The following is a 22,811-nucleotide window of genomic DNA, read 5'->3' on the forward strand; positions in this document are numbered from 1 at the left end:
CGTGAGTACTCGCGTCGAACACGACGTGCGTACCGCGCTCTCCGCCATGCAGGTAGACCTAGATGTGTCCATTCGGTCGACATCGGTCGGGTTCATGCGCGAGTTGTTGCTAACGGGAAATTTCATCTCGGCGATGCCGAAGGTCCTTGTTGCGGGCGACCTGGAAAGAGGGCTGCTTCGCCTCATCCCGATACCGCTTCCGGCCCCGCCGCGCCGCGCGGGCATCATTTACCGCGAAGGTTTGAGCGACGCAGGCAAATTACTTGTAGCGGCCATCGGTCGCGAGGTTGAGCGACTGGCGGCTAGTGGGATCATTGATGCGTTTAACGAGGATTGAGCCGGTCGGCCGGCTGCACAACATAAATGCCTGATTCGGAAGGTCCTAAGGTGTAGCAATACCTCGCAGCTCTGCGGGTGAGCATGCGGATGGATGCGATGGTCGCCGATGCGTTTGATGGTGCAATAGTGGTTTCCCGGTCCTTCGCGATGCGGCGGCATAGGCCAAGCCATGCGAAGATACGTTCGACAGCCCATCGTCGAGAGTACCGAGCCTTTTGATACGTTCAGCATCCAGTTCTAGATCCCCACGTGCTGACGGTTCGCTTCGCTCAATGGCCAGATCGTCAAACTCTGGCGGGATTTTTGCTATTTGCCATGCGGCTCAGCATCACCATCACCCGGCCACCTTCCGCCTCCTCTTGGCTTACCTGACGGCGCTTGTGGTAGAACTTCGCGCATCAGGGGCAAACTTGTTCGTCGTCTTGCTCATCGTAGACCCTCACTCTCAGGAGTTGCGGCCTCGGGCAATCCCGGGGCGGTCCATACCGGTGTTCAGCGTGTTGTAGAACGACCGCAAAATCGTAGGCCACGCATTGGCCGTAGTGTACGAAAAACAGGTGTTTTTCGACACCTGACACCCTTACCGTATATCTGTGCCCGTTTAATGTGACGCCCCCTTGTTGGAACCAGGGGTTGCGCACCAGCCAGCGATTGTTGCGCGGGCTAGGGTGAGGCAGGGGGAACGCTTGCGGCCAGTGCTCGCGCCAGGCTTCGACCACCCGGGTGAGCGGCGTCTTGCCAGTACCGAGGTGGTAGTCCATGGCGTAGCTGCCCAGCACGATGACCAGCGACAGGCGCTCGAAACGCTGCATGAAGGCTTCGCGCCAGGCGGGGGCGCACTCCGGGCGTAGCGGCAGGTCACCGCTTTTGCCGGTGCCCGGATAACAGAAGCCCATGGGCAGAATGGCGATGCGGGTAGGGTCGTAGAAGGTGTCGCGGTCCACGCCCAGCCAGGCGCGCAGACGCGCGCCGCTGGCGTCGTCGAAGGGCACGCCTGAGGCATGGACCCGGGCCCCCGGTGCTTGGCCGGCGATGAGGATGGGCGCACTCGGGTGAAACTGGAAGACCGGCTGCACGCCGTGTGGCAGATGCGGTGCGCAGCGCGTGCAGGCGCGGACGTCGGTCAGAAAGGCGTCGAGTGTCGGCATGGCGCGCTTCGGAAAGGGTGGCTCGCGCAGGACGGAGGTGCCATCCTGCGCGAAGCGTAACCCGGCAGCAAGTCAGTGCTGGGTCAGTGTCGGATAGCCCTGGATGAATACGCGGTCGGTCTTGGCCGCCGGCACATGGCAGCCCATGCAGTCGGCTTCGTAGCTGACGGCGACATTCTTGGCGGGGGCGTCGGCCTTGAACAGCGCCCAGCCCCAGCCGTCGCCCCACAAGGGGTTGCTGGCGAAACGGCCTTTGGCGTCCTTGACCATCACGAACCACACGGCCGCATCGGAACCCCAGACCACAGGGTTGCCAGTGGTCATGGCGCTGGTTTCGAGCTTGCGGATCTCTTTCACCAGCGTGGCGCCGTCCAAGAACTTGCCGGTCTTGCGGTAGTGCTCGGCCGAGGCCTTTAGTCGCCGGCCGTGACGGCCAGTGGCAGGACGAGGGCGCTGGCGAGCAGAGCGCCGGTGAGTGCGATTTTCATCGTGTTCTCCTTATATGCCTATGGAGATCAGACGGCGACCACGGGGAAATCCACCGTGGGGTCGGCGATGTGGTTGGTGTAGTTGGTGAGCGTGTTCAGCGCGACGTTGGCGATCACTTCCAGTATCAGGCCGTCGTCGAGCCCCGCGCGGCGGTAGTTGGCCATGGCGTCGGCCGACACCACGCCGCGTTGCTCGACCAGCGCGCGGGCAAAGCCGGCGATTGCATCGTCAAGTGCGTTGGCCGCCTGGCCGGTGCGGGCCGCGGCGATGGCCTCTGCCGACAGTCCGGCACCTTTGCCGATCAGGGTGTGTGCGCTCAGGCAATACTGGCAGCGATTGGCTTGACCGGCAGCGAGCGCAACGATCTCGCGCTGGGAGGCATTCAGGCGGCCGGTGCCCAGCGTTTCGGACAAGCCGAGGTAGCCATTGAGCGCCGCCGGCGCGTGGGCCAGCGTGGCGAACAGGTTCGGCACCATGCCAAGCTTGGCTTTGACGGCCTTGAGTGTGGCAGCGGTAGCGGCGTCAGCGGTGTCGATGGTCAGGGGGGCGATTTGGGTCATGTCTATCTCCGTAGTGGGTGAGGTGCAAGAGCACGTGGGCATGATCGCCCTTTGTTTGGTACGATATGGCACGTAAAGTATCAAATACGTAACCTATCGTCTTATATGGAGAGTGGAATGGCGGATCGACTGGCCGGCTTGCTCCGGCACTACTCGCTTTCGGCGCGCGTTTTTCACAGCGGCGCCTTCTGTGGGCAGCATCATTACGCGGCGCCGCATGGCTATATCCATCTGGTGCGGCGCGGCCCGATTACGGCGCGTTCGCCCGTGCATGAAGATCTGCTGGTTACCGAGCCGAGCCTGCTGTTTTATCCGCGCGTGGCGTCGCATCGTTTTGTCGCCGCCCCCGGCGATACCGCTGAGCAGTTGTGTGCGGAGGTCGACCTGGGCGCTTCGACGGGCAATCCGTTGGCCATGGCCTTGCCGTCGATGCTGCTGATTCCGTTGGCGGACTTGCCCGGCCTCGGGCCGACGCTAGAGTTGCTGTTTGCCGAAGCCGAGCGCGACCAGTGCGGTCGGCAGGCCGCCATCGACCGCTTGTGCGAGTTGCTACTGATCCAGTTGCTGCGTTATCTGATGGATGGGCGGCTTGGCGCCACCGGACTGCTGGCGGGCCTGGCCGACCCGAAACTCGCGCGCGCCATAACCGCCATGCACGATGCGCCGCAGACCGCGTGGTCGCTCGAGGCGCTGGCGGCGAAGGCGGGCATGTCACGCGCGCGCTTCGCCGCCGCGTTCAAGGACGCGGTGGGCGTCACGCCGGGCGACTATCTGGCCGACTGGCGGATGAACGTCAGTTGCACCCTGCTCAAGCAGGGGCGGCCGGTGGCGGTGGTGGCCGACCGCGTCGGCTACGGCAGCCCGAACGCTCTGGCGCGCGCCTTCCGCGTGCGCATGGGCTGCGCCCCGCGCGACTGGCTGGCGCAGCAGCGCGGTGACGCGGCGCTCAGCGGTTCGTGAGTTTGAGTTCGATTCGCCGGTTCTTGGCGTAGGCGGCGCCGGTGTTGCGCTCGTCGAGCGGGTGAAATTCGCATCACGCCGGAACAACTGGCGGAACTCCAGGTGGCGATCCGTCAACGGCTGGTCAGTCTGTTCGTGCGGCGCGGCCGGCTGGACAAGGCTGAGTCAGTGGCGCAGGTAGCTGGATGACGCTGTCCCGCCCTGAGCCGACGCTCACAGGCGGGGATTTCCAGTGTCGTCATTGTCGGCTATTGGCCGGCAGCAGCCCGTCGTTGCCTGATGGATCCAACCCCTCCGCTGCTATAGTGCAGTCGGCTTCTGACGTTCAGTGCAGCCGTCTTCTGAAAACGACAGCCGGCGTGCTGGGCCTGAAGGCATGGAGACGTTGCCTTGTCCTGGTCCGGATGGGTGTCAGTTTGCCAGTGGGGGCTGCAAAGCCTATGCCCGCTTGAATGTGGTCATTGGGGACGGGGCGGGGGATGTGATGGGTAGCTTTGTTCTGCGCACCACCTCCTACAACACCATCCGCACACTGGCAGCACGGCTGCACTACCTCAGTGCAGTGTCGGGCGGAAGGCTGTCTTGTCTGCCGCTCGAGCTGAAGCTGCGGGGCAAGTCCACGACGATGAGCTACCGATCAGCGATCTACTACGTCGATCTGGTGGTTCGGAGCGGGCTGACGCTCGAACAGGCTGTCGCAGAGGCGGTTGAGCGACACGCAACAAGAGCTGCAGCGGGGATCGACCAAGCTGCACTGGATGAGGCGGCGAGACAGGGCTTCGCTAACGGGGCCTTCGAGGACCTGGACGAAGACGTGCCGGCCGTGGTCGAGGAGTTCTATCCATCAGGCCAGGGTGAAGTTGTGCAGGTATCAGCGAACGGAAGTCTCAAGGACAGACTGAAAGCGCAAGCGTCTCGGTTGGTGTCGTAGGAGAGCCGTACCGGTACGGATCTGTATCAGGTACGGACAAGAGGCAGTTCAGGTCCTGAGCGGACATCGGATGGAACGGACCGGTTTGTGGGCGCAAAGGACGAGACATGCCAGGGAGCGAAAGCTCCCTGGTATGTAAGTGTTTGATTTTTCTTTGATCTGGTCGGTTGTGCGCGTCCCTGGAAAAAACCTGGATTTTTTTTCCCTGTACCCCCAACAGCAGCATATCGACACTGATCACGTCGGAGGCCAATCACCTTCGATAGGAAACCGGCCGGATTCCTTCCTGAAACGTTCAACACAACGAAGGAATCAACAAATGAAGCACATGACGTCCAGTCTGCGCCAGGGCGTAGACAAAAGCATGACTTTGGCCGAAGAGAACAACAGTGCTGGGAAAGCAGGTTGGCCGGATAGTCCGACGCTGCGTCTGAAGGAGCTGATCAAGCTGCTCCGCGTCAGCAGGAGCAAGGCATACGAGCTGATGAAGACCGATCCGGACTTCCCGAAGGGCATTCCGCTCTATGACAGCGAACTGTCCCCGAAGTTCTACTGGACGCATGAGGCAATGGCATGGGTAGAAGGCCGTGCAGTGAAGTTCCGTCGTGCGAAGGAGGAGAAGTGATGATGGCTAATTTTGCAGTCCACTCTTCGCCGCTTGACGCGCTCACGCACGCTTTGAGTGAACAGTCGACCAAGGGGAAGGGCAAGCTGGAGCAGGACTTCAGGCAGGCCTATCCGATCCTGGAACAGCACATCGCAAAGAAGATGAGCAAGAAGATCTTGGTAGAGCAGTTCAATGCTGCGTACAAGCATGATCTGAACCTGATTCAGTTCCGCAAGCTGCTCAAGGAGGAGCGTTTTCGTCGCCATGCGGAGGGCGATGCTGCTCGGTGCCAGAGCTGTGGCCATCTGTTGGTTGAGGTTGAAGAACAGACCGCGGTTGGCTCGACAGAGGAGGATGCATGATGTCAACCAATTGGCAGCGTTATGCCCCCAAATATCCCCTGGAAACCTTTCACCATGTTGCTCGTGAGGCAGGCCTTGAGCTCCTTCGCAACGTTCAAGTTCCCGACGCCATGGTTGGCATGGGTCTTATCAATGCCATTTCGATGGCGTGCCAAGGTCTGATTGATGTCAAGTTGCCGACCGGACAGATCAAGCCTGTAACCCAGAACTTGATGCTTGTGGCTGAGTCTGGTGAGCGCAAGTCCACGGTGTTCGAGCTACTGCAGGCGCCTTTCCGCGATGCAGACACGAAGGAGATGGCTGCGTTCAAGCAGCAGACTGAGGCTTATGAGATCGACTATGGACTCTGGACGGCCAAGATGAAGGGGCTGAGGAGCGCGATCAGTAAAGCAGTTGCTGCTGGCAAGTCTGTCGAAGCACTCGAGGCACAGCTGAAGGAGTTTTCAGAAAAGAAACCTCTGCAGCCCCGCCTGCGTTGCTTCCTGAGGCAGGACATCACGGCCAAGGCCATCATGGAGGCCGTTCAGGGTGATGGTGAGTCCATCGCCATCACGACTGACGAAGGTCATATGCTGTTCAAGAGCGAGGCAATGGCGAATGTGGGCCTGCTCAATCGTCTCTGGGATTCGCCAGGAATGATGCCGTTGGATCGTGCGGAGAACGAGCATCTGATTGCGATGAATCCGCGCGTTTCTGTGAGCATCATGACCCAGTACGAACCGTTCAAGCAGTTCCTCAATAGGCGAGGCTCTGTTGCAAAGGGGAGTGGACACTGGGCACGCTATTTGGTTGCGTGGCCTCGCTCCATGATGGGCTACCGGCGAATCGAGGACGTAGAACCGGTGTGGGAGCATTTGCCGGCATTCCATGAGCGAATCGCGGAGCTGTTGTTCAAGTACAAGGAGCGGTCAGCCTCGGGCGCCATTGCTCGTGAAGTGGTGTCCTTCTCCATCGATGCCAGGGCACGCTGGGTAGAGTTGGCATCAGAAACTGAGTCTTTGCTGCGCGACGGGGAGTACTTGAGTGATATCAATGACTTCGCGGCAAAGATCATGGAGATCGTGGCACGACTCGCTGCATCGATGCAGTACTTCAGTGGAGAGGGAGGTGACATCACCCTCGATACGATCAATCGTGCCTTCGACATCGTTCGGTGGCATGTTGATGAGTACAAGCATCTGTTCTCACCAGCGTTCGTGGTATCGCAGGATCAGGTCGATGCTCAAGCTTTGGATCGGTATCTGTATGCCAAGTGGTGGAAAGGGATTTATTCGGATACGTACGTTCCCAAGAACCAGGTTTTGCGCTATGGACCTGTACGTGACCGAGCAAGGCTGAATGCAGCTATCTCGATTCTTGAAGGTCAGGGAGCAATTCAGGTCTGCAGTGGGTACCGGGACAAGAGGATGTATCTGCGCTTGATGAATCACTACTTTGACCGGAGGGCACTGTAAGTGGTCTTGATGCCAAGGGGGCCCCGGCGATATGCCGGGGCTTTTCTGCTGTGGTCAGTAGGTGCCATTGCGATTCTGCGACTTTGTCGCAGAATCGCTGGGTTAGGCACTTACCTCTCTCAGATTTTTAACTGATGAAGCTGCCTTCACGGCTTTACGACATTGTGCATACTGCGACTTCTCTGCATCTGCCATCTCCTTGACGAAGCGTTGGCCGAGGTGGCGCTCTGGGGGCCTGGCAATGCCTTGATCACGCAAGCTGCGGTGGTCTACGCGGGTTGAATAACCGTTTTCTTCAAGGAACTGATTCTGGGTGTCCGCTACAAGTTTTCGCTGTGCAGTCACCTGCTGCTTCAACTCCATTGGGCTCTTTCCGCCACTATCCTTGCGGCATCCGCCTGCGGAAGGATTCTTGGCGTTGTAGCGGGCGAAGGTCTGTTCAGGTGTACGGGGGATGCCATCAGGCAGTCTGTCCGAGCACATCAGATGGATGTGCGGGTTGGGATCCCCACCGAGTTTTCCTTCAGGTGCATGGAGCGCGTACTGGTAGGGTTTGATCCCTGCGAGATTCTTTGCAAGCCGGTCGGCAAGTTCGACCTGCTGTTCAGTACTGAGCTCACTCGGAAGAGTGATTTCGTGTTCTCGGTACACTGCTCCGTTGGCACGCTCATGCTTGTCAGCAACGCTCCAGAACCGTTTCGGATCATCTCCTGCCCATTCGGGCATGTTCCCATGTCCTGTTTGGATAAGGTCCTTCTTGTCACTATGAGATCCTTTACGATCGATATAGTTGGCGTGCCTGCGTGCGCTGCCTTTCTTTCCACTTTTGATGCTGTAATGGAAGCTTGCCATTGCTGTATCACCCTTTCTCTAAGGAGAATAAAAAAGCCGACAAGAGTGATTCTTGTCGGCTACCGGTAGATACTCATGATCGAAGAGTGTTGTGATTAGATAGAAAGGGTAAGTGCGCGTACCACACCCTGCCTGTAATCTATCGTCAGTTCTATTTGATTTCTATTTCCTTCGATGCCTTTCGTTCTTCGTGTTGCTGCTTCGAAGGACGTGAGTGAGTTTCTACATATGTATAAGGGTGATGCAAGTTAAAAATTACACTGAATGCGAAGTGGCTTGATCTTCGATGTATTGAATAAGGTCTTCGCAAAAAATGTTGATCTTTGTCTCGTATTCGTTGCCTGCTTCAAGATCGAAATGAGAGTGAGCTATGGTCATGTGCTTCAGATATGAGATCTGGAATCTCATAAATGCTTCCATGCGGTTGCTGCGCCCGAAAAGTAATGCGTAGGCGATGCAATATCGATGATAGAGGGTGAGCATCGCACCTTGCGGGATGTAATCCTCTTCATATAGCTCTTCGATGTCTCTTGATGTGTCCAGGTGACTCAGTAGGCGAGATACAGCTTTCTCGCTTGAGCTCTGCCCTTTCCAGTAGGGCGTGTACTTCGTTTTGATCTTCTTTTGTATCTTAATGGCTGAAAGGGCTGCAACGCAGTCGGCCATTGAAATGTTGACGACGTCATGATCTGTTCTGTGCCATTCGTGGAAGACATAGGCATGCAGAACCTTCTGCGTTTCGTCGGCTATGTTTGTGATCTCGCTGGATATCAACTCATAACCAGTGGCTTGGTGAACCAAGCGTGCCAGCTCATTTGCATTGGTTTGCAGGAAGGAGTGAATAGCTGCGAGAGATGTGACAGGTCGCAATAGGGCATCGCACTCCGTCGGTGAGGAGATGGCGTGAGCGAAGAGTGGCTCTATCTTGTATTTGCTCAACTCGTCGTTTTCTGATTCGACAACCTGCTGACACTCTCCAACGAAGTGCAGGAATGGGAGAGTCAGCAAATAGATGTATAGCCTTTCGTGTACGGGGGCGCCTTCTTTGCTGGGTAAGGCATTTGAGGGTTGATAGCTTTCTATTTGATGTGCGCCAAACATAAAGGCGCTTGCAATGGCTTCATCATTGCCGACGAAAGCCATGTAGATAGGTTCTATAAGCTCCTTTATGTGTCTGGCGTAGTATTCAAGGAGTTTCGATGGTGTGAGTCTGTTGATGTGGATGTGCTTAAGTATCTCCTCGTCGATCTCAAGCTCAAGCGTGGACATGAGATAGGAGGCTGCTTTTATGGTCTTTTCATTTCTTGGGGTGTTGCGTTCTGTCCAGTGCTCGAAAGTGGCCTTGATGGTTCCTGGTTTCGAGATTCTTTGGAGTAACTGAGTGTCGCTGGAGTCGTTCTTGAGGTAAAGGAGCTTGATTGTTTTTAGGGTGGAGATTGGAAGTGTGCAGTTCCCGGTAGGAATCTCTTGTCCCAATGTGGAGTTGATGAAGTCAATGACTCCATTAAGTTCCTTGCGGGTTATTGTTTTTCCTGAGGCATTGGAGTGTTCGGCTTCTTTGCCATTTTCTGTGCGCGCCATCTCGTAATTGAGCTCTTGCAAAAGCTCATTGATGGTTCCAGTCTCGGAACGATCTTTGTTGTGATCTTTATCGAAATCGAAGCGCGGTTTGTACTTTCCTGATTCGATGTTGCTTTCTTCCATCTTCAACCGCCATCCTTTTGGTTGTGTATAGTGTTTGATGTTTGCTATTTCAAAGATCTTTGTCAGCGTGCCTGCAGAAGGCTGCTCCACTTCCTTGTATAGCTTGGTGACAAATAATGCAATTTTGCTCGCCATTGGGCGTTGCCATGCACCATGGAGCCTCTCCCCCGGCCTTGCTCCACCAACCCGCCAGCCCGCGCTGTCTACTCCCACAGTGCCTCTGCCGAATTTCGTGTTGATCTGGTCCAGTACGGCCATGGCCCGTTCTGCGTTCTCAACGGACCTGATGCTCTGGTACAAAGAGAGTACATAGGGGGGAAGTGAGCATGATCCGAACAATCACAATCCATCGTCACAAGAGCTTTCATCCCACCAACGCGCATTCGGTCCAGATCCCGAACAAACCTGCGACTTACGTCTACGGTCTCAACGGAGCAGGAAAGTCTTCTATCGGTGAAGTGGTCGACGGGCTGGCACGCAACGATCCCGCCTTTGCGCACTGCAGGATCGAGACAACCGACAATGCGCGCTACCGATACTTGGTCTACAACCACCACTACGTTGAACGCCTGATCGGCCAGCCCATCCAGGGCATCTTCACTGTCGGCGAAGTCGACACTGTCCGCCAGCAACGTATCCAGGACATCGAGACCCGAAACGGCGAGTTGGACGTTCTGATCGCCGACGCCACCACAAGTGTCAAGGCAGCCGAAAGCAACCTTGCCATGGAGCTGGTGCGGGCCAAAGACGAGATCTGGAAGGCCCACGACTGGGGCAAGAAGACGGCACTGGCTTCCTTGCTTGAGGGCTACGGCCGGAACAAGGAAAAATTCTTCACCGACCTGCGCACACATGCCCTGCCCGAGAATGGGCAGCTGGACACGATCGAGCGACTTGAAAGGCGCTGGGCCGATGTCTCTGGCATCGAAAGTGAGCGTGCATTGGTGTCCCTGGATACCAGTGTGCTGAGTCGGATCGAGAATGACCCTATTTGGGGTGAGGTCGTGGAGGTGTCGACCTCGAGTCGCCTAGCACCATTCGTTGCCGAACTGGGCAACGCGGACTGGGTCGCGCGTGGACAGGCTTACACGCATAAGGATCGATGTCCGTTTTGCCAGCAGGGGTTGCCCCACGATTTCCGCGAAGAGTTGGCGAGACTCCTGGAAGGCGAGCGCAAGGCGAAGGTCGACAGGATCTCGCTGCTGGTTCAGAGCTACGCCGTCCAGCTCGACGCGTTAGAGCAGCGTACCCAGGCCATTTTGACCGACCCCGACGCAAGAGAGGCAGGGGTGGAGCTTGCCTGGACCCAAGCTCGGGGGGCATTCCACGACACACTGACGGCGTTGCGTCGGAAAGAAGCGCAGCCGGGGGAGGCGGTGTCCATCTCCCCTGTCAATGTAGACGCATTGGTCGAAGCATTGGCCAAGCTCAACGCTCTGATCGCTGACTTCAATGCGCGCATCCGGGATCGCAGGGGCGAGCGTGAGCGGATCAAGGCCATGTTTTTCCAGGTCATGCATGTCGAGCGTATGGACGCCTACGCGCACCATGATGCGTTACTCGGACCGCTGCAGCAAGCCGAAACACAGGCAAAGGCAGGCCTGCAAGCGAAGAGGCAGGAGCGAGATGGCCTCAACACCGAATTACGTGAGCTGCGCCGGCTTCAGAAAGGCGTTGATGCCTCAATCGATGCGATCAACGATCGACTCCGCAGCTTGGGGATCACGGCGTTTAGCATCGATCGGAAGGTAGACGAGGATCGCGTGTACTGCCTGGCGCGCCCAGGGGTAGCCAGCAGCGAGACCAAGTCATTGAGCGAGGGTGAGAAAACGCTGATCGCGTTTCTCTACTTCATGGAGTCGCTCAAGGGGTCGCAAGATGAAAACGAGAATGTGGATCCTCGCCGCACTATCGCCGTCATCGACGATCCGATCTCCAGCCTGTCCCAGAATTATGTGTATGACATCGCCACGATGATCCACCGCGAGCTGGCCAAGCCAGACGGACGGCCCCAGCTCGTGAAGCAGGTGATCGTCCTGACGCACAACCTGTACTTCTTCCATGAGCTGCTCCGTCAGCACAAGGTGAGTCTGCCCAAGGCGCACAACCACTGCGGATTGCTGCGCGTGGTCAAGAACGTGTATTCGGAAGTCGAAGCGCTGGATCCCACCAAGCTATTAAATGATTACGACGTGTGGTGGCAGATCCTCAGGGATGCCAAGGACGGGAAGATCCCGACCCAGATCGTGCCCAACGCCATGCGTAACATTCTGGAGCAATTCTTCACCTTCACCACCGGGTCTTCTGACTTCCCCGTGGCAGTCCAGCAATTGGCCGACGCAGATACATCCAGTAAGTACGCAGCGCTGGATCGTTTCGTCGATCGAGGTTCCCACCGAGATGCAATCAATGGTCCGCCAATTGACTGGACCGAATACGACGTGTCCTATCTATTGGGCAAGTTCCGCGCGATGTTCAATGCCATCGGCCAAGAGCCACACTACATCATGAAGATAGGTGAGGATGCCTTGGAGCCAGTACATGCCTGATGCACGACTAGCGACGCTTTCCGAGTACTTGGCGATAACGGAGCACAGCTTCACCCATGCTGAGCTTTGAGCCTGGTGAAGCTGGGCAGTCTCACCAGCGCAACTTCCACCTGTGAACTTTCAGGGCTTAATCGGAGCGCGTTAACGTTCAAGCTTTCCTTGCCCCGTGTGGGGGCTAACAAGGAGAGGAACATGGCAAAGGTTAACGGCGGATCGGCTGGGAAGGCAGGTGGTGGCTCGAAGGGCGGCTCGACTGCTGGCGGCGCTCGAGGCCCCGCTGGGTGGCCGTCGACCAAGCCTGGGATGCCGTCTGGCGGCAACCGCACCAACGCCCCTGCGAAGCGCTGATTACGGATCGATCAGCCAAGCTGGGGGCAGTGGGCCTGTCGACGGGGCCTGGGGTGGGTAGCGGTGTCTATGCCGCTCCCACCATCCCAGATATGCCTCCCGCCAGCCCGTGCGGTCCATGTGGCCCGCGGTGGTTGGGTGGTCTGGCAGGAGCAGGCTCAACAAGAGTGCGGCCACCAGGTAGGTTTCAAGCAGGTCCGCTTGGCCATCGAGATCAGACGCCTTCGCTTTGGGGGTCCAGAGTTGGGTGTGGACCAGTGTTCTGAATGACTTTCGAGTTAGCCGGGCCTTGCCACTTCTCAAGCCGCGAACGAACCGATTGCCCTCGCCAAGCCGTGTCCCTGATAGATCTGCCTGGGTGCCCATGTCCGCGATAGGGAGCGGGCGCTGAGGCCAGCTGCCCTCTCGCAAGTAGTGGCCGACGGCGCCGATGAAATCTACGAGGCGCGGGGTAGGGTCAGCCGGGGTATGGCGGTGCCGATTAGTAGGCCCAGGTGGTGCCAGCAGCACGGCAAATCTTGGGAGGCCTGCAAAGGCATCTGGTACCCCGGTCCGTCCAATCCAATGCCCAATTTCGTGATCTACGGCTGCCAAGAATGACAGCGCCATGTTGGCACGGCGGTTTAGGGCAAGATTGATGGCGGTGCGCTCCGGTTCGGTCAGTTCCAGCTTCAGCTCCAGCGAGGGATCTCTAATGTCTGCCACCGTCAGGGGGGTGCAGTAGGCTGGCCCCAGTTGGGACCGTGGCCCGATCTCGTCGAGAAAGCCGTATACGTCAGTGTCTGAAAGCTTACAAAGTCGTTTGTCTGACGCATCGAACATGGCGACCAGTTCTCTGGTTGCTGGGGACGTGTGCTCGTTGAGCAAACCTAGCCCATAGAGCATGATCGCCGAATGTCCTTGGGGGATATCCTCTTTGAATCCTCGAAATTCGGCGTCTGGGATGCCTCGTTTCTGGAGCATGCGCAGGAGTAGTGAATCCGAATGCGCTTCGACTTGCTCACGCTTGGCCATGAGAGCTGTATAGCCGCGGCCTCGTCGATAGTTCATGTGGCTCAGCCCCGTCGCGTATTCGAAGAACGCTGCGGGGGCCATGCCAACGAGTTTGTGAGCAACTTCGATGTGGAGTGCGAAGAGCATTGCCTATCTCATGCTGTTGCTGGAAGGACGAAATCAGCCCACGCCTGCATCATGGGGCGTCGCTGCTCCAGCAGATCCGTACGGTGATAGGCAGCTTCGACCTTGTTTTTGACAGTGTGGGCCAGCGCGCGTTCAGCAAGATCCCGGGCATAGCCTTCCTCGCTGCACCAGTCGCGAAAGCTTGACCGGAAGCCGTGCGCGGTGGCTATCCGCTTATCGCTATCGCTGTGGGCCTTCAAGCGGCGCAATAGTGCAGTTAGGGTCATGTCCGAGAGGACTGTTCGGGATTGGATCGATGGGAAGACCAGATGATCGTGCTTGCCTGCCTGTACCTGCAGCAAAGTGATGGCTTGCTCAGAGAGTGGGACTCGATGGGTCTGGCTGGCTTTCATGCGATCGGCAGGAATGATCCAGACTTTGTTGCGCAAATTGACCTCATCCCAAGTCATTCCCCTGACTTCGCCAGAGCGCGCGGCGGTCAAGATCAAAAACAGCAGCGCACGTTTGGTGACATCTAGCTCGTTTGTATCCACCAGTCTGGTTTTGACAAATGCGGGGATGTCGGTCCACGGCATGGCCGGTTGATGCTCTTGTCTGACCGTCTTGCTGGGTTGTACCGGCAACAGATGTGTGACTACATCCACGGGGTTGGCTTGGTTGAACCCGTGTGCCCAGCCCCAGGCCATCACGGCATGCAAACGCTGCTTTACCCTGGAAGCGGTCTCCGCTTTTTCCAGCCAGATCGGGCGCAAGACATCGGCCATATGACGAGGCTGAAGTTGATCCATCGGTAGGGAGCCGATCTTGGGGAAAACGTATTCGGTAAGTGTGTTGATCCACTGCTGCGCGTGCTTGGCGTTCTTCCAGCCTGGCTTCAGTTCGGCGTGTACCTGTTTTGCTGCCTCTTGGAAGGATGGCATCACCGGCGCGGCTACAGGTGTCTCCTTGATCTCCAGGGGGTCTTGCCCCAATGCAATCTCTTCGCGCATCTCGCGAGCCAGCTTGCCGGCAAGAGCGACGCCCACGTGCGGGTAGCTGCCTAGGCCGGCGTTGCGCCGCTTGCCAGTGACAGGGCTTACGTAGCGCAAGACCCACTTGCCTTGGCCCTTCTTTGTGCGTGAAGGAAGCAGACTCAGGCCAGTAACTCCGCCGTGTGGCAGTGCTGCGCTTCCGGGAGTGATGCTTCGAGCTTTGATGTCGGTTAGCAGTGCCATGCGTGCCTGGTATGCCATCTGGTATGCCATCTAGTATGCCATCTGGTATGCCATTTCGCGTTGGGTGATGATGGGTGTTGCTGGACAGTGCTGGATATGTTTCATGCAAGTCATTGAAAGTAAACGGCAAATATATGAACTTATCGATTCCCCTGGATTTCCTTGGACGGATCTATGGCAGTCCCCCTCTCCGCCAGATACATGAAAAAGGCCGCCCATTGGGCGGCCTTTTTCATGACCGAGATCGGGCGTTTTCCGACCGCTGCGAAATGACCGGCGCCCAATTGCGGGGGGATGAGAACCCCCGACGGGGGTTCGACGGATTCGCCAGGAGCGAATCCGGACAGACGAACGTCTGGCCCTGGAGCGCGCAAGCGCGGAAGGGCTGGGTGCATGGATGCACCCAGCAATCCCAATGAAGCGGCCACCCTGCTCCCGGAGCCCCAAGCGTCATCACCGACATACCCGGGCGCGTGGCGACGCGTTCATCGCCAACGGCGTCTCCAGCTCCGGGAGGCGCGGCCCTGGAGCGCGCAGCGCGGAAGGGCTGGGTGCATGGATGCACCCAGCAATCCCAATGAAGCGGCCACCCTGTCTCCGAAGCCACAGCGTCATCACCGACATACCCGGGCGCGTGGCGACGCGTTCATCGCCAACGGCGTCTCCAGCTCCGGGAGGCGCGGCCCTGGAGCGCGCAGCGCGGAAGGGCTGGGTGCATGGATGCACCCAGCAATCCCGGCAATGAAGCGGCCATCGCGCAGCCACGCATGGCGTGGCTGTACCCGGGGGCCCGCACCCCCACCCCACACCCCGCCAACGTGCGCTCCGCTAAACTGCCCACCTCACGTAACGGATCTCCCCCATGACCGCTGAAATCCTCGTCCCCGTGTCCTTCGGTGAACTGCTCGACAAGATCTCGATCCTGCAGATCAAGTCCGAGCGCATCAGCGACGAGGCCAAGCTGGCCAACATCCGCACCGAACTGAGCGCGCTGGAAAAGACCTGGATGGCGCACCCGGCCGGGGTCAAGGACATCGCGCGCCTGCGTGCCGAGCTCAAGGCGGTCAACGAGCGCCTGTGGGACATCGAAGACAACATCCGCCTGCAGGACAAGGCGCAGGCCTTCGACGACCATTTCGTCGAGCTGGCGCGCAGCGTCTACCAGCAGAACGATGAGCGCGCCCGCATCAAGAAGGACATCAACCTGGCGCTGGGCTCGCTCTACGTGGAAGAGAAGTCGTACAAGGATTACGCGCCGCGCGGCGCGTAATCGGCGACATACCGTTCGAAGGCGGCGATGCCGTCCTCGACGGTGATCAACTGCATCACGTCGTCGAACTCGACCTTCGCGCCCCACTTCAGTTCGCTGGCCGGCTTGCCCAGGAACTTGCGCGCGGCATCGTCGTAGCGGTCCACGCAGTAGCGGCGGTCGGAGTAGGGGCCACTGCGGTGAGGGTTGCTGGCTGCATGCAGGCCGAGCACTTTGGTGCCCATCGCGTTGGCGATATGCATCGGGCCCGAGTCGGGCGTCATCACCAGCGCGGCGCGCGCCAACAGCGCCGGCAGCTGCTTGAGCGTGTCCTTGCCGACCAGATCCAGCGCCGGCGTGGCCAGCTGGGCCTGGATCGCATCGGCCATGCCGCGCTCCAGGTCGCTGCGCCCACCGCACAGCACCACCCGCCAGCCACGTGAGGTGGCGTGGTTGGCCACGGCCGCATAGCGGTCGGCATACCAGTTGCGGCGCACATGGCTGGAGCAGGGCGAGATCATCAGCACCGGGCGGCCATCGTCGGTCCACTGGGCGTTGGCCCACTCGACGGCGGCAGGCGGCACGGCCAAGTCCCAGCTGACCTCGGTCTGCTTCAGGCCGAGCGGTTCGCAGAAGCTGCCGATCGCATCCAGCACATGGATGCCGGGCCGGTCGGGGATGCGTTCATTGATGAAAAGCCCGTGAAGATCCTTGGAGCGGGCCTTGTCATAGCCGATGCGGCGCTTGGCCGGCACGAAGGCGGACAGCACGTTGGCGCGGAAAGCCACCTGCATCTGCAGCAGCGCATCGAAGCGCCCGGCGGGAAGGCTGTCGCGCAGGGCGCGCATGCCGGCCAGGCCGGTCTTCTTGTCGTAGCTGTGGAAAGTCACGCCGGGCAGGCCATCGAGCAGCTTGTGGCCGGCCTTGTCGATGATCCAGTGCAGCGACGCCCCGGGATCGGCCTGCTGCAGGGTGCGTACCAGCGGCACCACATGGGTCACGTCCCCCAGCGCGGACAAACGCAAAAGACACAAGGAAGAGGACGTTGGTGCCATGGTGTTGTTAGACTCGAAGGAATGGTCGCATTCGACGCCACTGAAGCGCTGACGCCCTGCCGCGATGGACGCGGTATCGGTGCCATTCTGTTCGACCGCGAAGCCTTGCGGCAAGCCGAGATGAGCCTGTTCGCACCGGCCCACTGGGGCGAGCGGGCACGGCCGGTCGGCGATGGCGGCCGTGGTGGCGCCTGGTTCGTCGATGCCCCCTTCGGTCATGCCGTGCTGCGCCAGTACCTGCGTGGCGGCCTGGCGGCCAAGCTCAGCCGGGACCACTACATCTGGCGTGGGGCCAACCGCACCCGCAGTTTCGCCGAGTTCCGGCTGATGCGTGCCCTGCGCGCGCAGAAGCTGCCGGTGCCGCGACCGATCGCCGCGTTCTACATGCGCGAAGGCCTGCGCTACAAGGCGGCGATCCTGATGGAGCGCCTGGAGGGCGTGCGTTCGCTGGCCGACCGCGCGCTGGTCGCCGGGCGCGGCGCGCCCTGGGAAGAAACCGGCCGGCTGATCGCGCGGTTCCATCGCGTCGGGCTGGACCACGCCGATCTCAACGCCCACAACATTCTGTTCGACGCCAACGGCCACGGCTGGCTGATCGATTTCGATCGCGGCGTGCTGCGCATCCCGGCCACCCGCTGGCGCGAGCGCAATCTCAAGCGGCTGCTGCGCTCGCTGATCAAGCTGCGCGGTGAGCGCAGCCAGGATGACGTCGAGAAGGACTATGCACGGCTGCGCCGCGCCTACGATCTGGCCTGGAACCGGGGTTACTGATGGACTGGGCACTGCGTTTCATGGGGGTCGGCAATGCGTCGGCCGTGCAGCTCGGTTCGCCGATGGCGGTGATCGAACGCGATGGACGCCCGTGGCTGACCATCGATTGCGGCGGGGAAGGGCTCACTGCGTTCCAGGCGCACTACGGCCATGTGCCGCAGGCATTGTTCGTCACCCATGTGCACCTGGACCACGTCGCCGGTTTCGAACGCCTGTTCGTCGATGCGTATTTCTCGCCGCAGCGTCGTGGGCGAATTCGCGTGTACGTGCCGGCGACGGTCGTGCCGCTGCTGCACAAACGCGTGGCCGATTACCCGAACGTGCTGGCCGAGGGCGGTGCGAATTTCTGGGATGCGTTCCAGCTGATCGTGGTCGGCGATGCGTTCTGGCATGACGGCGTGCGCCTGGAAGTGTTTCCGGTCCGGCATCACTGGCCGGAAACCGCCTATGGCCTGCGCCTGAAGGGTGCGGTCACCTGGAGTGGCGATACCCGGCCGATTCCGGAAATGCTGGCGCGCTACGCCGACGACAACGAACTGATCGCCCACGATTGCGGCCTGCATGGCAACCCGTCGCACACCGGTGTGGATGACCTGGAGCGTGAATACACGGCCGGGTTGCAGGCGCGGATGATGCTCTACCACTACGCCAGCGAGGCTGACGGCGAGGCGCTGCGCCAGCGGGGTCACCGTGTGGCCGTGCCCGGCGAACGTGTGGCGCTGGCGTCTCCCACCGCCATGCACGTGCTGGCGCAGGATCCTCCCTGAGCATGGACGACGCGCTGGCCGCTCATCTGCAGGCGCTCGAACGCGCGTTGCACGAGCCTGCGGTCCGTGGCGATGTCGCGCAGCTGGCGGCGTTGTTGGATGACGACTTCAGTGAGATCGGCAGCTCGGGTGCGTGTTTCGATCGGGCTGCTGCACTGGCGGAGATTCCGCACGAGCGCGCGCAGGTCGAGATCGTGTCCACCGACTACCGGGTCGTGTTGTTGGCGCCCACCTTGGCACAGGTGCGCTATCGCAGCTGGTATGTGGTCGGAGGCGAGCGCCAGAGCGAGGTGTTGCGCAGTTCGCTGTGGCGGCTGCACGGCGAGGCATGGCGGGTGGTGTTCCATCAGGGCACGCCTGCGGTGCCTTGAGCGGCAGCGTGGTTGGGGAAAACCGTGCGCCCAAAAAGGTGGCGGCCCCGCCGGCTGACCTCGGCGCCCGCGTCGATCGATACCGTTGCTGCCTTCCGGCCCTGGCGGGATTTTCGACCTAGCGTCGCGAGGGGCCGACGGGGCCACCATAGAGACGTTCCGGCTGCAGGGCGATCGAGGATCAGCCGGCCGCAGGCGGAAGGTGCAACGCAGGAACAGGTCCGGCAGTGCAGTCGCGCATTCTAGCGCATGCACGGCCTGCAGTGCCAGACGCGGAGGCTGAATCCCGTGTAGCCCGGTGCCGCCGGAATCGGCCATCCGGCGAGTGGGTTGCTAAAATGCGTGGCACAGGAGGAACGGCCTCCCCCATTTCGGGAACCACTGACCAGGACGGCCTGGCCCCCATCAAGGAGGGCCGCATGGCCTGGATCTATCTGTTGGCAGCCGGTGTACTGGAAATCGTCTGGGCGTTCTCGATGAAGCAGTCCGAGGGGTTCAGCAGGCTCACCCCCTCGATCATCACCCTCGTCACCATGATTGCCAGCTTCTGGCTGCTGTCGCTGGCGATGCGCACGTTGCCGCTGGGCACCGCGTACACGATCTGGACCGGCATCGGCGCGGTCGGCGCGTTCGTGATCGGCATTACCTTCCTCGGCGAGCAGGTCAGCGCGATGCGGATTGCTGCAGCGGTGTTGATCGTGAGCGGGTTGGTGTTGATGAAGTTGAGCAGCAGCTGAGGCGTTCAAAACGCACGCTGCGCGCTCGGGCGTAGAGCCACGCCATGCGTGGCTGACGCAACCCTGACGCACTCCAATCACTGGCGCCGCTCAACGCGGCGCCAGTTCGAGCACCATCTCCACTGCATCCAGTCCGGGGCCGTGCCCATCGGGGGTGATGTGGGTGACGGCGAAGCCGAGTCCGGCGTAGAAGTCCTGCGTGTGCTGGCTGGTGCTGAGCGTGACGCGCTGGGCGCCTAGCGCTTTTGCGTGGGCGAGGCGTGCGTGGGAGAGCTGCTTGCCCAGGCCTTGGCGATGTTGGGCGTTATCGACCATGCCCCAGCAGAAGGCCGCCGTGTGCTCGTTGTCCAGGGCGAGGCCGCCGCAGGCGACGACGTGGCCGTTGTGTTCGATGACCAGATAGTCGTGGGCCCGGTCTGGGTGAAGTAGATAGTTGGCGAAGTCGTGGCGTTCGTGTGGGCCGAAGTAACGCGGCACGTTGGTGTCGAACAGTGCCAGGCAGGCGGGGGCGTCTGGTGGGGTGTAGGGGCGCAGGGTGGGCATGGGGGGACTTTGGCATGCTCCGCGTTGGGGTGGTCGGCTTCGGATGCAGGCTGGCCGCTTCATTGGGATTGCTGGGTGCATCCATGCACCCAGCCCTTCCGCTCTTGCGCGCTCCAGGGCCGCGCCTTCTGGAGTTGGATGCGCCATTGAGATGAACGCGTCGCCACGCGCCCGGGAATGTCGGTGAGGCGCTTGGGCTTCGATAGCAGGGTGGCCGCTTCATTGGGATTGCTGGGGGCATCCATGCACCCAGCCCTTCCGCGCTGGCGCGCTCCAGGGACAGCCATTCGGCTGTCCGGATTCGCTCCTGGCGAATCCGTCGAACCCGTTGGGGTTCTCGGCTCCCCATGCTTTCCGGAAGACAAATAAAAAGGCCGCCCCTGGGGGCGGCCTTTTTATTTGTCTGGCGGAGAGAGGGGGATTCGAACCCCCGAAGCGCGGTTTAGACGCTTACACACTTTCCAGGCGTGCTCCTTCAACCACTCGGACACCTCTCCGGACCTGCCGCACACAACCCGCTGCAGGGGCGCAGATTCTAGCGGGGGAATCGGAATCGCACAAGCGGTTCGTCACGGGGGGCAGGGGGGCTGGACAGGCGTGGCACAATGGTCGTCCCGATGAAGACGGTGGCCTGATGTCCTATCTCGTCCTTGCCCGCAAGTGGCGTCCGAAGCGTTTTGCCGAGCTGGTGGGCCAGGAACACGTGGTCCGTGCGCTCAGCAATGCGCTGGACAGCGGCCGGGTGCACCATGCGTTCCTGTTTACCGGCACCCGCGGGGTCGGCAAGACCACCATTGCCCGTATTTTCGCCAAGTCGCTGAACTGCGAGCAGGGCACCAGCGCCGATCCATGCGGCCAGTGCCCGGCCTGCCTGGATATCGACTCCGGCCGTTACATCGATCTGCTCGAGATCGATGCCGCGTCCAATACCGGTGTGGATGATGTCCGCGAGGTGATCGAGAACGCCCAGTACATGCCCTCCCGGGGCAAGTACAAGGTCTATCTGATCGACGAAGTGCACATGCTGTCCAAGGCGGCGTTCAATGCGCTGCTCAAGACGCTGGAAGAGCCGCCGGAGCACGTGAAGTTCCTGCTGGCCACCACCGATCCGCAGAAGCTGCCGGTGACGGTCCTTTCGCGCTGCCTGCAGTTCAACCTGAAGCGGTTGGACGAGGAACAGATCCAGGGCCAGATGACCAAGATCCTGGCCGCCGAGGAGATCGAGTCCGATCCGACTGCGATCGTGCAGCTGGCCAAGGCGGCCGATGGCAGCCTGCGTGACGGCCTGTCGCTGCTGGACCAGGCGATTGCCTATGCCGGCGGCGCGCTGCGCGAGGATGTGGTGCGCGCGATGCTGGGCACGGTCGACCGCACCCAGGTCGCCGCGATGCTGGATGCGCTGGCCGATGGCGATGGTCCGCGCCTGCTGCAGACCGTGGCCCTGCTGGCCGAGTTCTCGCCGGACTGGAGCGGGGTGCTCGACGCCCTGGCCGAAGCCCTGCACCGGATCCAGGTGCAGCAGCTGGTGCCGGGCGCCGCGACGGCGGGCGAGGGGATCGATGCCGAGGCCTTCGCCCAGCGCCTGCGCCCGGAAGTGGTGCAGCTCTGGTATCAGATGGCCCTGGGCGGTCGCCGTGACCTGCACCTGGCCCCAAGCCCGCGCGCGGGATTCGAGATGGCGGTGCTGCGCATGCTGGCGTTCCGCCCGGCATCGGCCGTCCCGCCCGTGCCCCGCGATCCGGGCACCGGTACCGAAGTGAACAGTGGCGGCCAGGCCAGTGGCCAGGGCGCCGGCATGGCCGCTGCGGCAGCGGCTTCGGCTCCGGCTCCGTCCGTGGCGCCTGCCAAGGCCAGCGCGCCCGTCGCTCAGGCAGCCCCGGTGGCGCCTGAGGCGCCCGTCGCCGCCCCGGTCGTCGCGCCCCCCGAGGCCGCAGCCCCGCCGCTGAAACAGGTTGCTCCCGCCCCGACAGCCGCCGAGCCGGTCCAACCGACCAAGCCGGCCAGGCCGAACGCGCCTGCCCCCGCTGCCGACGACGATCTGCCGCCGTGGCATCAGGAGAACGATGCGGCCGATCGCGACGAAGCGCTGGCTGCTGAAATGGCCACCCCGGATGCGGCCATGGTCGCTCCATGGGAAGCGCCGCCCGAGCGGACCGTGGCACCGGCTGCTCCCGCGCCTGTGCGGGAAGCCCCCGCCCCGGTGGCTCGCCCGGAGGGTATCGCCATCGCACCCTCAGTGGCCGACGCCGCGCCGTCAGGGGCGAGCGCTGAGCTGACCGCCGATGCCTGGCTGGAACTGGTCGCCGGCAGCCAGCTCAATGGCCCGTCCAAGCAGCTGGCGGCCCACTCGGCGTTCATCAGCTACCAGCACGGTGTCTTGAAACTGGCGATTTCGCCCGGATTTGAGTACTTGAGTTCGGACCGCTCGCAGGCGGCGCTGATCGCGGCATTGACTGGCCCCCTGGGGCAGGCTCCGCGTCTGGTGATCGATACCGGCGCGGCCGGTGCCGAGACCCTGCATCAGCGCGCTGACCGCCAGCGAGGCGAACGCCAAACGGCGGCGGAAGCCGCTTTCATGGCCGACCCGTCGGTGCAGTTGCTGATCCAGCAACACGGTGCCCGGGTCGTGGCCGATTCCATTCGTCCTTTTGAAGAGTAAAG

Annotated in this window: 22 protein-coding genes, 1 tRNA gene, 1 other RNA gene and 1 pseudogene; 13 read left to right on the forward strand and 12 right to left on the reverse strand. The window is 60.9% G+C overall.

Annotation, left to right across the window (positions count from 1 at the left end; all coding sequences use genetic code 11):
- Window position 1 precedes the first annotated feature (1 nt).
- Window positions 2–337 (forward strand): LysR substrate-binding domain-containing protein, encoded by a 336-nt coding sequence (locus BIZ42_RS13620; RefSeq protein WP_335743727.1) that lies wholly within the window; start codon window positions 2–4, stop codon window positions 335–337.
- Window positions 338–389: 52 nt separating this feature from the next.
- Here BIZ42_RS13620 and BIZ42_RS19335 read toward each other — a convergent pair.
- The 4 genes and pseudogenes from BIZ42_RS19335 to BIZ42_RS13635 all read right to left on the reverse strand — a co-directional run.
- Window positions 390–539: pseudogene (locus BIZ42_RS19335) on the reverse strand (IS5/IS1182 family transposase); the annotation flags it as partial.
- A 198-nt stretch (window positions 540–737) separates the two neighbouring features.
- The gene (locus BIZ42_RS13625; protein WP_070426732.1) at window positions 738–1,487 is read right to left on the reverse strand and encodes a uracil-DNA glycosylase family protein; all 750 of its coding nucleotides are present in this window, start codon (window positions 1,485–1,487) and stop codon (window positions 738–740) included.
- A gap of 72 nt (window positions 1,488–1,559) precedes the next feature.
- Window positions 1,560–1,862 (reverse strand): cytochrome P460 family protein, encoded by a 303-nt coding sequence (locus BIZ42_RS13630; protein WP_003830782.1) that lies wholly within the window; start codon window positions 1,860–1,862, stop codon window positions 1,560–1,562.
- A 140-nt stretch (window positions 1,863–2,002) separates the two neighbouring features.
- The gene (locus tag BIZ42_RS13635; protein WP_032437899.1) at window positions 2,003–2,536 is read right to left on the reverse strand and encodes a carboxymuconolactone decarboxylase family protein; all 534 of its coding nucleotides are present in this window, start codon (window positions 2,534–2,536) and stop codon (window positions 2,003–2,005) included.
- Window positions 2,537–2,653: 117 nt separating this feature from the next.
- Between BIZ42_RS13635 and BIZ42_RS13640 the strand changes: the two genes are divergently transcribed.
- The 5 genes from BIZ42_RS13640 (at window position 2,654) to BIZ42_RS13660 (ending at window position 6,850) form a co-directional block, all read left to right on the forward strand.
- Window positions 2,654–3,496, forward strand: a complete 843-nt coding sequence (locus BIZ42_RS13640; protein ID WP_003830784.1) for an AraC family transcriptional regulator — start codon at window positions 2,654–2,656, stop codon at window positions 3,494–3,496.
- Between the two features lie 376 nt (window positions 3,497–3,872).
- Complete coding sequence (locus tag BIZ42_RS13645) at window positions 3,873–4,427, forward strand: hypothetical protein (RefSeq protein ID WP_070426733.1); 555 nt, start codon at window positions 3,873–3,875, stop codon at window positions 4,425–4,427.
- Between the two features lie 319 nt (window positions 4,428–4,746).
- Window positions 4,747–5,052, forward strand: a complete 306-nt coding sequence (locus BIZ42_RS19700; protein ID WP_004146436.1) for an AlpA family phage regulatory protein — start codon at window positions 4,747–4,749, stop codon at window positions 5,050–5,052.
- A gap of 2 nt (window positions 5,053–5,054) precedes the next feature.
- Window positions 5,055–5,396, forward strand: coding sequence for a hypothetical protein (locus BIZ42_RS13655; RefSeq protein ID WP_156785744.1), 342 nt, complete (start codon window positions 5,055–5,057; stop codon window positions 5,394–5,396).
- Window positions 5,393–6,850, forward strand: a complete 1,458-nt coding sequence (locus BIZ42_RS13660; protein ID WP_083279857.1) for a YfjI family protein — start codon at window positions 5,393–5,395, stop codon at window positions 6,848–6,850. Before BIZ42_RS13655 ends, BIZ42_RS13660 begins: the two co-directional genes overlap by 4 nt.
- A gap of 102 nt (window positions 6,851–6,952) precedes the next feature.
- Here the strand turns inward: BIZ42_RS13660 and BIZ42_RS19345 are convergent, their stop codons facing one another.
- Window positions 6,953–7,702 carry a MobA/MobL family protein gene (locus BIZ42_RS19345; RefSeq protein WP_083279858.1) on the reverse strand — a complete coding sequence of 250 codons (750 nt, stop codon included), beginning with the start codon at window positions 7,700–7,702 and terminating at the stop codon, window positions 6,953–6,955.
- 255 nt (window positions 7,703–7,957) lie between these two features.
- Entirely contained in the window at window positions 7,958–9,664 is a 1,707-nt protein-coding gene (locus BIZ42_RS19565) for a DUF4113 domain-containing protein (protein ID WP_145983832.1), read from the reverse strand.
- Between the two features lie 68 nt (window positions 9,665–9,732).
- Here BIZ42_RS19565 and BIZ42_RS13675 point away from each other — a divergent pair, with 68 nt between their 5' ends.
- Window positions 9,733–11,955, forward strand: a complete 2,223-nt coding sequence (locus tag BIZ42_RS13675) for an AAA family ATPase (RefSeq protein ID WP_070426737.1) — start codon at window positions 9,733–9,735, stop codon at window positions 11,953–11,955.
- Window positions 11,956–12,303: 348 nt separating this feature from the next.
- Here BIZ42_RS13675 and BIZ42_RS13680 read toward each other — a convergent pair whose 3' ends face one another.
- Both BIZ42_RS13680 and BIZ42_RS13685 read right to left on the reverse strand, forming a co-directional pair.
- Entirely contained in the window at window positions 12,304–13,443 is a 1,140-nt protein-coding gene (locus tag BIZ42_RS13680; RefSeq protein ID WP_070426738.1) for a hypothetical protein, read from the reverse strand.
- An 8-nt stretch (window positions 13,444–13,451) separates the two neighbouring features.
- On the reverse strand, window positions 13,452–14,687 hold the full coding sequence (locus BIZ42_RS13685) for a site-specific integrase (RefSeq protein ID WP_231914951.1): 1,236 nt from the start codon (window positions 14,685–14,687) through the stop codon (window positions 13,452–13,454).
- Window positions 14,688–15,519: 832 nt separating this feature from the next.
- Here BIZ42_RS13685 and BIZ42_RS13690 point away from each other — a divergent pair.
- Window positions 15,520–15,927 (forward strand): DUF6165 family protein, encoded by a 408-nt coding sequence (locus BIZ42_RS13690; RefSeq protein ID WP_019185792.1) that lies wholly within the window; start codon window positions 15,520–15,522, stop codon window positions 15,925–15,927.
- Here the strand turns inward: BIZ42_RS13690 and BIZ42_RS13695 are convergent.
- Window positions 15,906–16,961: a glycosyltransferase family 9 protein gene (locus tag BIZ42_RS13695; RefSeq protein WP_070426739.1), complete on the reverse strand. Its 1,056-nt coding sequence runs from the start codon at window positions 16,959–16,961 to the stop codon at window positions 15,906–15,908. The two genes, BIZ42_RS13690 and BIZ42_RS13695, sit on opposite strands and share 22 nt — an antisense overlap.
- A gap of 21 nt (window positions 16,962–16,982) precedes the next feature.
- Between BIZ42_RS13695 and BIZ42_RS13700 the strand changes: the two genes are divergently transcribed.
- The 3 genes from BIZ42_RS13700 to BIZ42_RS13710 are packed head-to-tail and all read left to right on the forward strand — an operon-like array spanning window position 16,983 to window position 18,870.
- The gene (locus tag BIZ42_RS13700; protein WP_019185790.1) at window positions 16,983–17,732 is read left to right on the forward strand and encodes a 3-deoxy-D-manno-octulosonic acid kinase; all 750 of its coding nucleotides are present in this window, start codon (window positions 16,983–16,985) and stop codon (window positions 17,730–17,732) included.
- Window positions 17,732–18,499 (forward strand): MBL fold metallo-hydrolase, encoded by a 768-nt coding sequence (locus BIZ42_RS13705; protein WP_070426740.1) that lies wholly within the window; start codon window positions 17,732–17,734, stop codon window positions 18,497–18,499. The genes BIZ42_RS13700 and BIZ42_RS13705 overlap by 1 nt, the downstream gene beginning before the upstream one ends.
- 2 nt (window positions 18,500–18,501) lie before the next feature.
- Window positions 18,502–18,870 carry a DUF4440 domain-containing protein gene (locus BIZ42_RS13710; protein WP_070426741.1) on the forward strand — a complete coding sequence of 123 codons (369 nt, stop codon included), beginning with the start codon at window positions 18,502–18,504 and terminating at the stop codon, window positions 18,868–18,870.
- Between the two features lie 44 nt (window positions 18,871–18,914).
- Here BIZ42_RS13710 and ffs read toward each other — a convergent pair.
- Window positions 18,915–19,011: signal recognition particle sRNA small type (gene ffs / locus BIZ42_RS13715), an RNA gene on the reverse strand.
- Between the two features lie 278 nt (window positions 19,012–19,289).
- Here ffs and sugE point away from each other — a divergent pair.
- Window positions 19,290–19,607: a quaternary ammonium compound efflux SMR transporter SugE gene (gene sugE / locus BIZ42_RS13720; protein ID WP_019185787.1), complete on the forward strand. Its 318-nt coding sequence runs from the start codon at window positions 19,290–19,292 to the stop codon at window positions 19,605–19,607.
- Between the two features lie 90 nt (window positions 19,608–19,697).
- On the opposite strand, the gene BIZ42_RS13725 is transcribed toward sugE, so the two are convergent.
- Both BIZ42_RS13725 and BIZ42_RS13730 read right to left on the reverse strand, forming a co-directional pair.
- Window positions 19,698–20,150, reverse strand: a complete 453-nt coding sequence (locus tag BIZ42_RS13725; protein ID WP_070426742.1) for a GNAT family N-acetyltransferase — start codon at window positions 20,148–20,150, stop codon at window positions 19,698–19,700.
- A gap of 404 nt (window positions 20,151–20,554) precedes the next feature.
- Window positions 20,555–20,647: transfer RNA gene (locus BIZ42_RS13730), tRNA-Ser, on the reverse strand.
- Window positions 20,648–20,784: 137 nt separating this feature from the next.
- Between BIZ42_RS13730 and dnaX the strand changes: the two genes are divergently transcribed.
- Window positions 20,785–22,809 carry a DNA polymerase III subunit gamma/tau gene (gene dnaX, locus BIZ42_RS13735; protein WP_070426743.1) on the forward strand — a complete coding sequence of 675 codons (2,025 nt, stop codon included), beginning with the start codon at window positions 20,785–20,787 and terminating at the stop codon, window positions 22,807–22,809.
- Window positions 22,810–22,811 lie beyond the last annotated feature (2 nt).

Source organism: Stenotrophomonas sp. LM091 (genome assembly GCF_001806305.1).
Taxonomy (GTDB): domain Bacteria; phylum Pseudomonadota; class Gammaproteobacteria; order Xanthomonadales; family Xanthomonadaceae; genus Stenotrophomonas; species Stenotrophomonas bentonitica_A.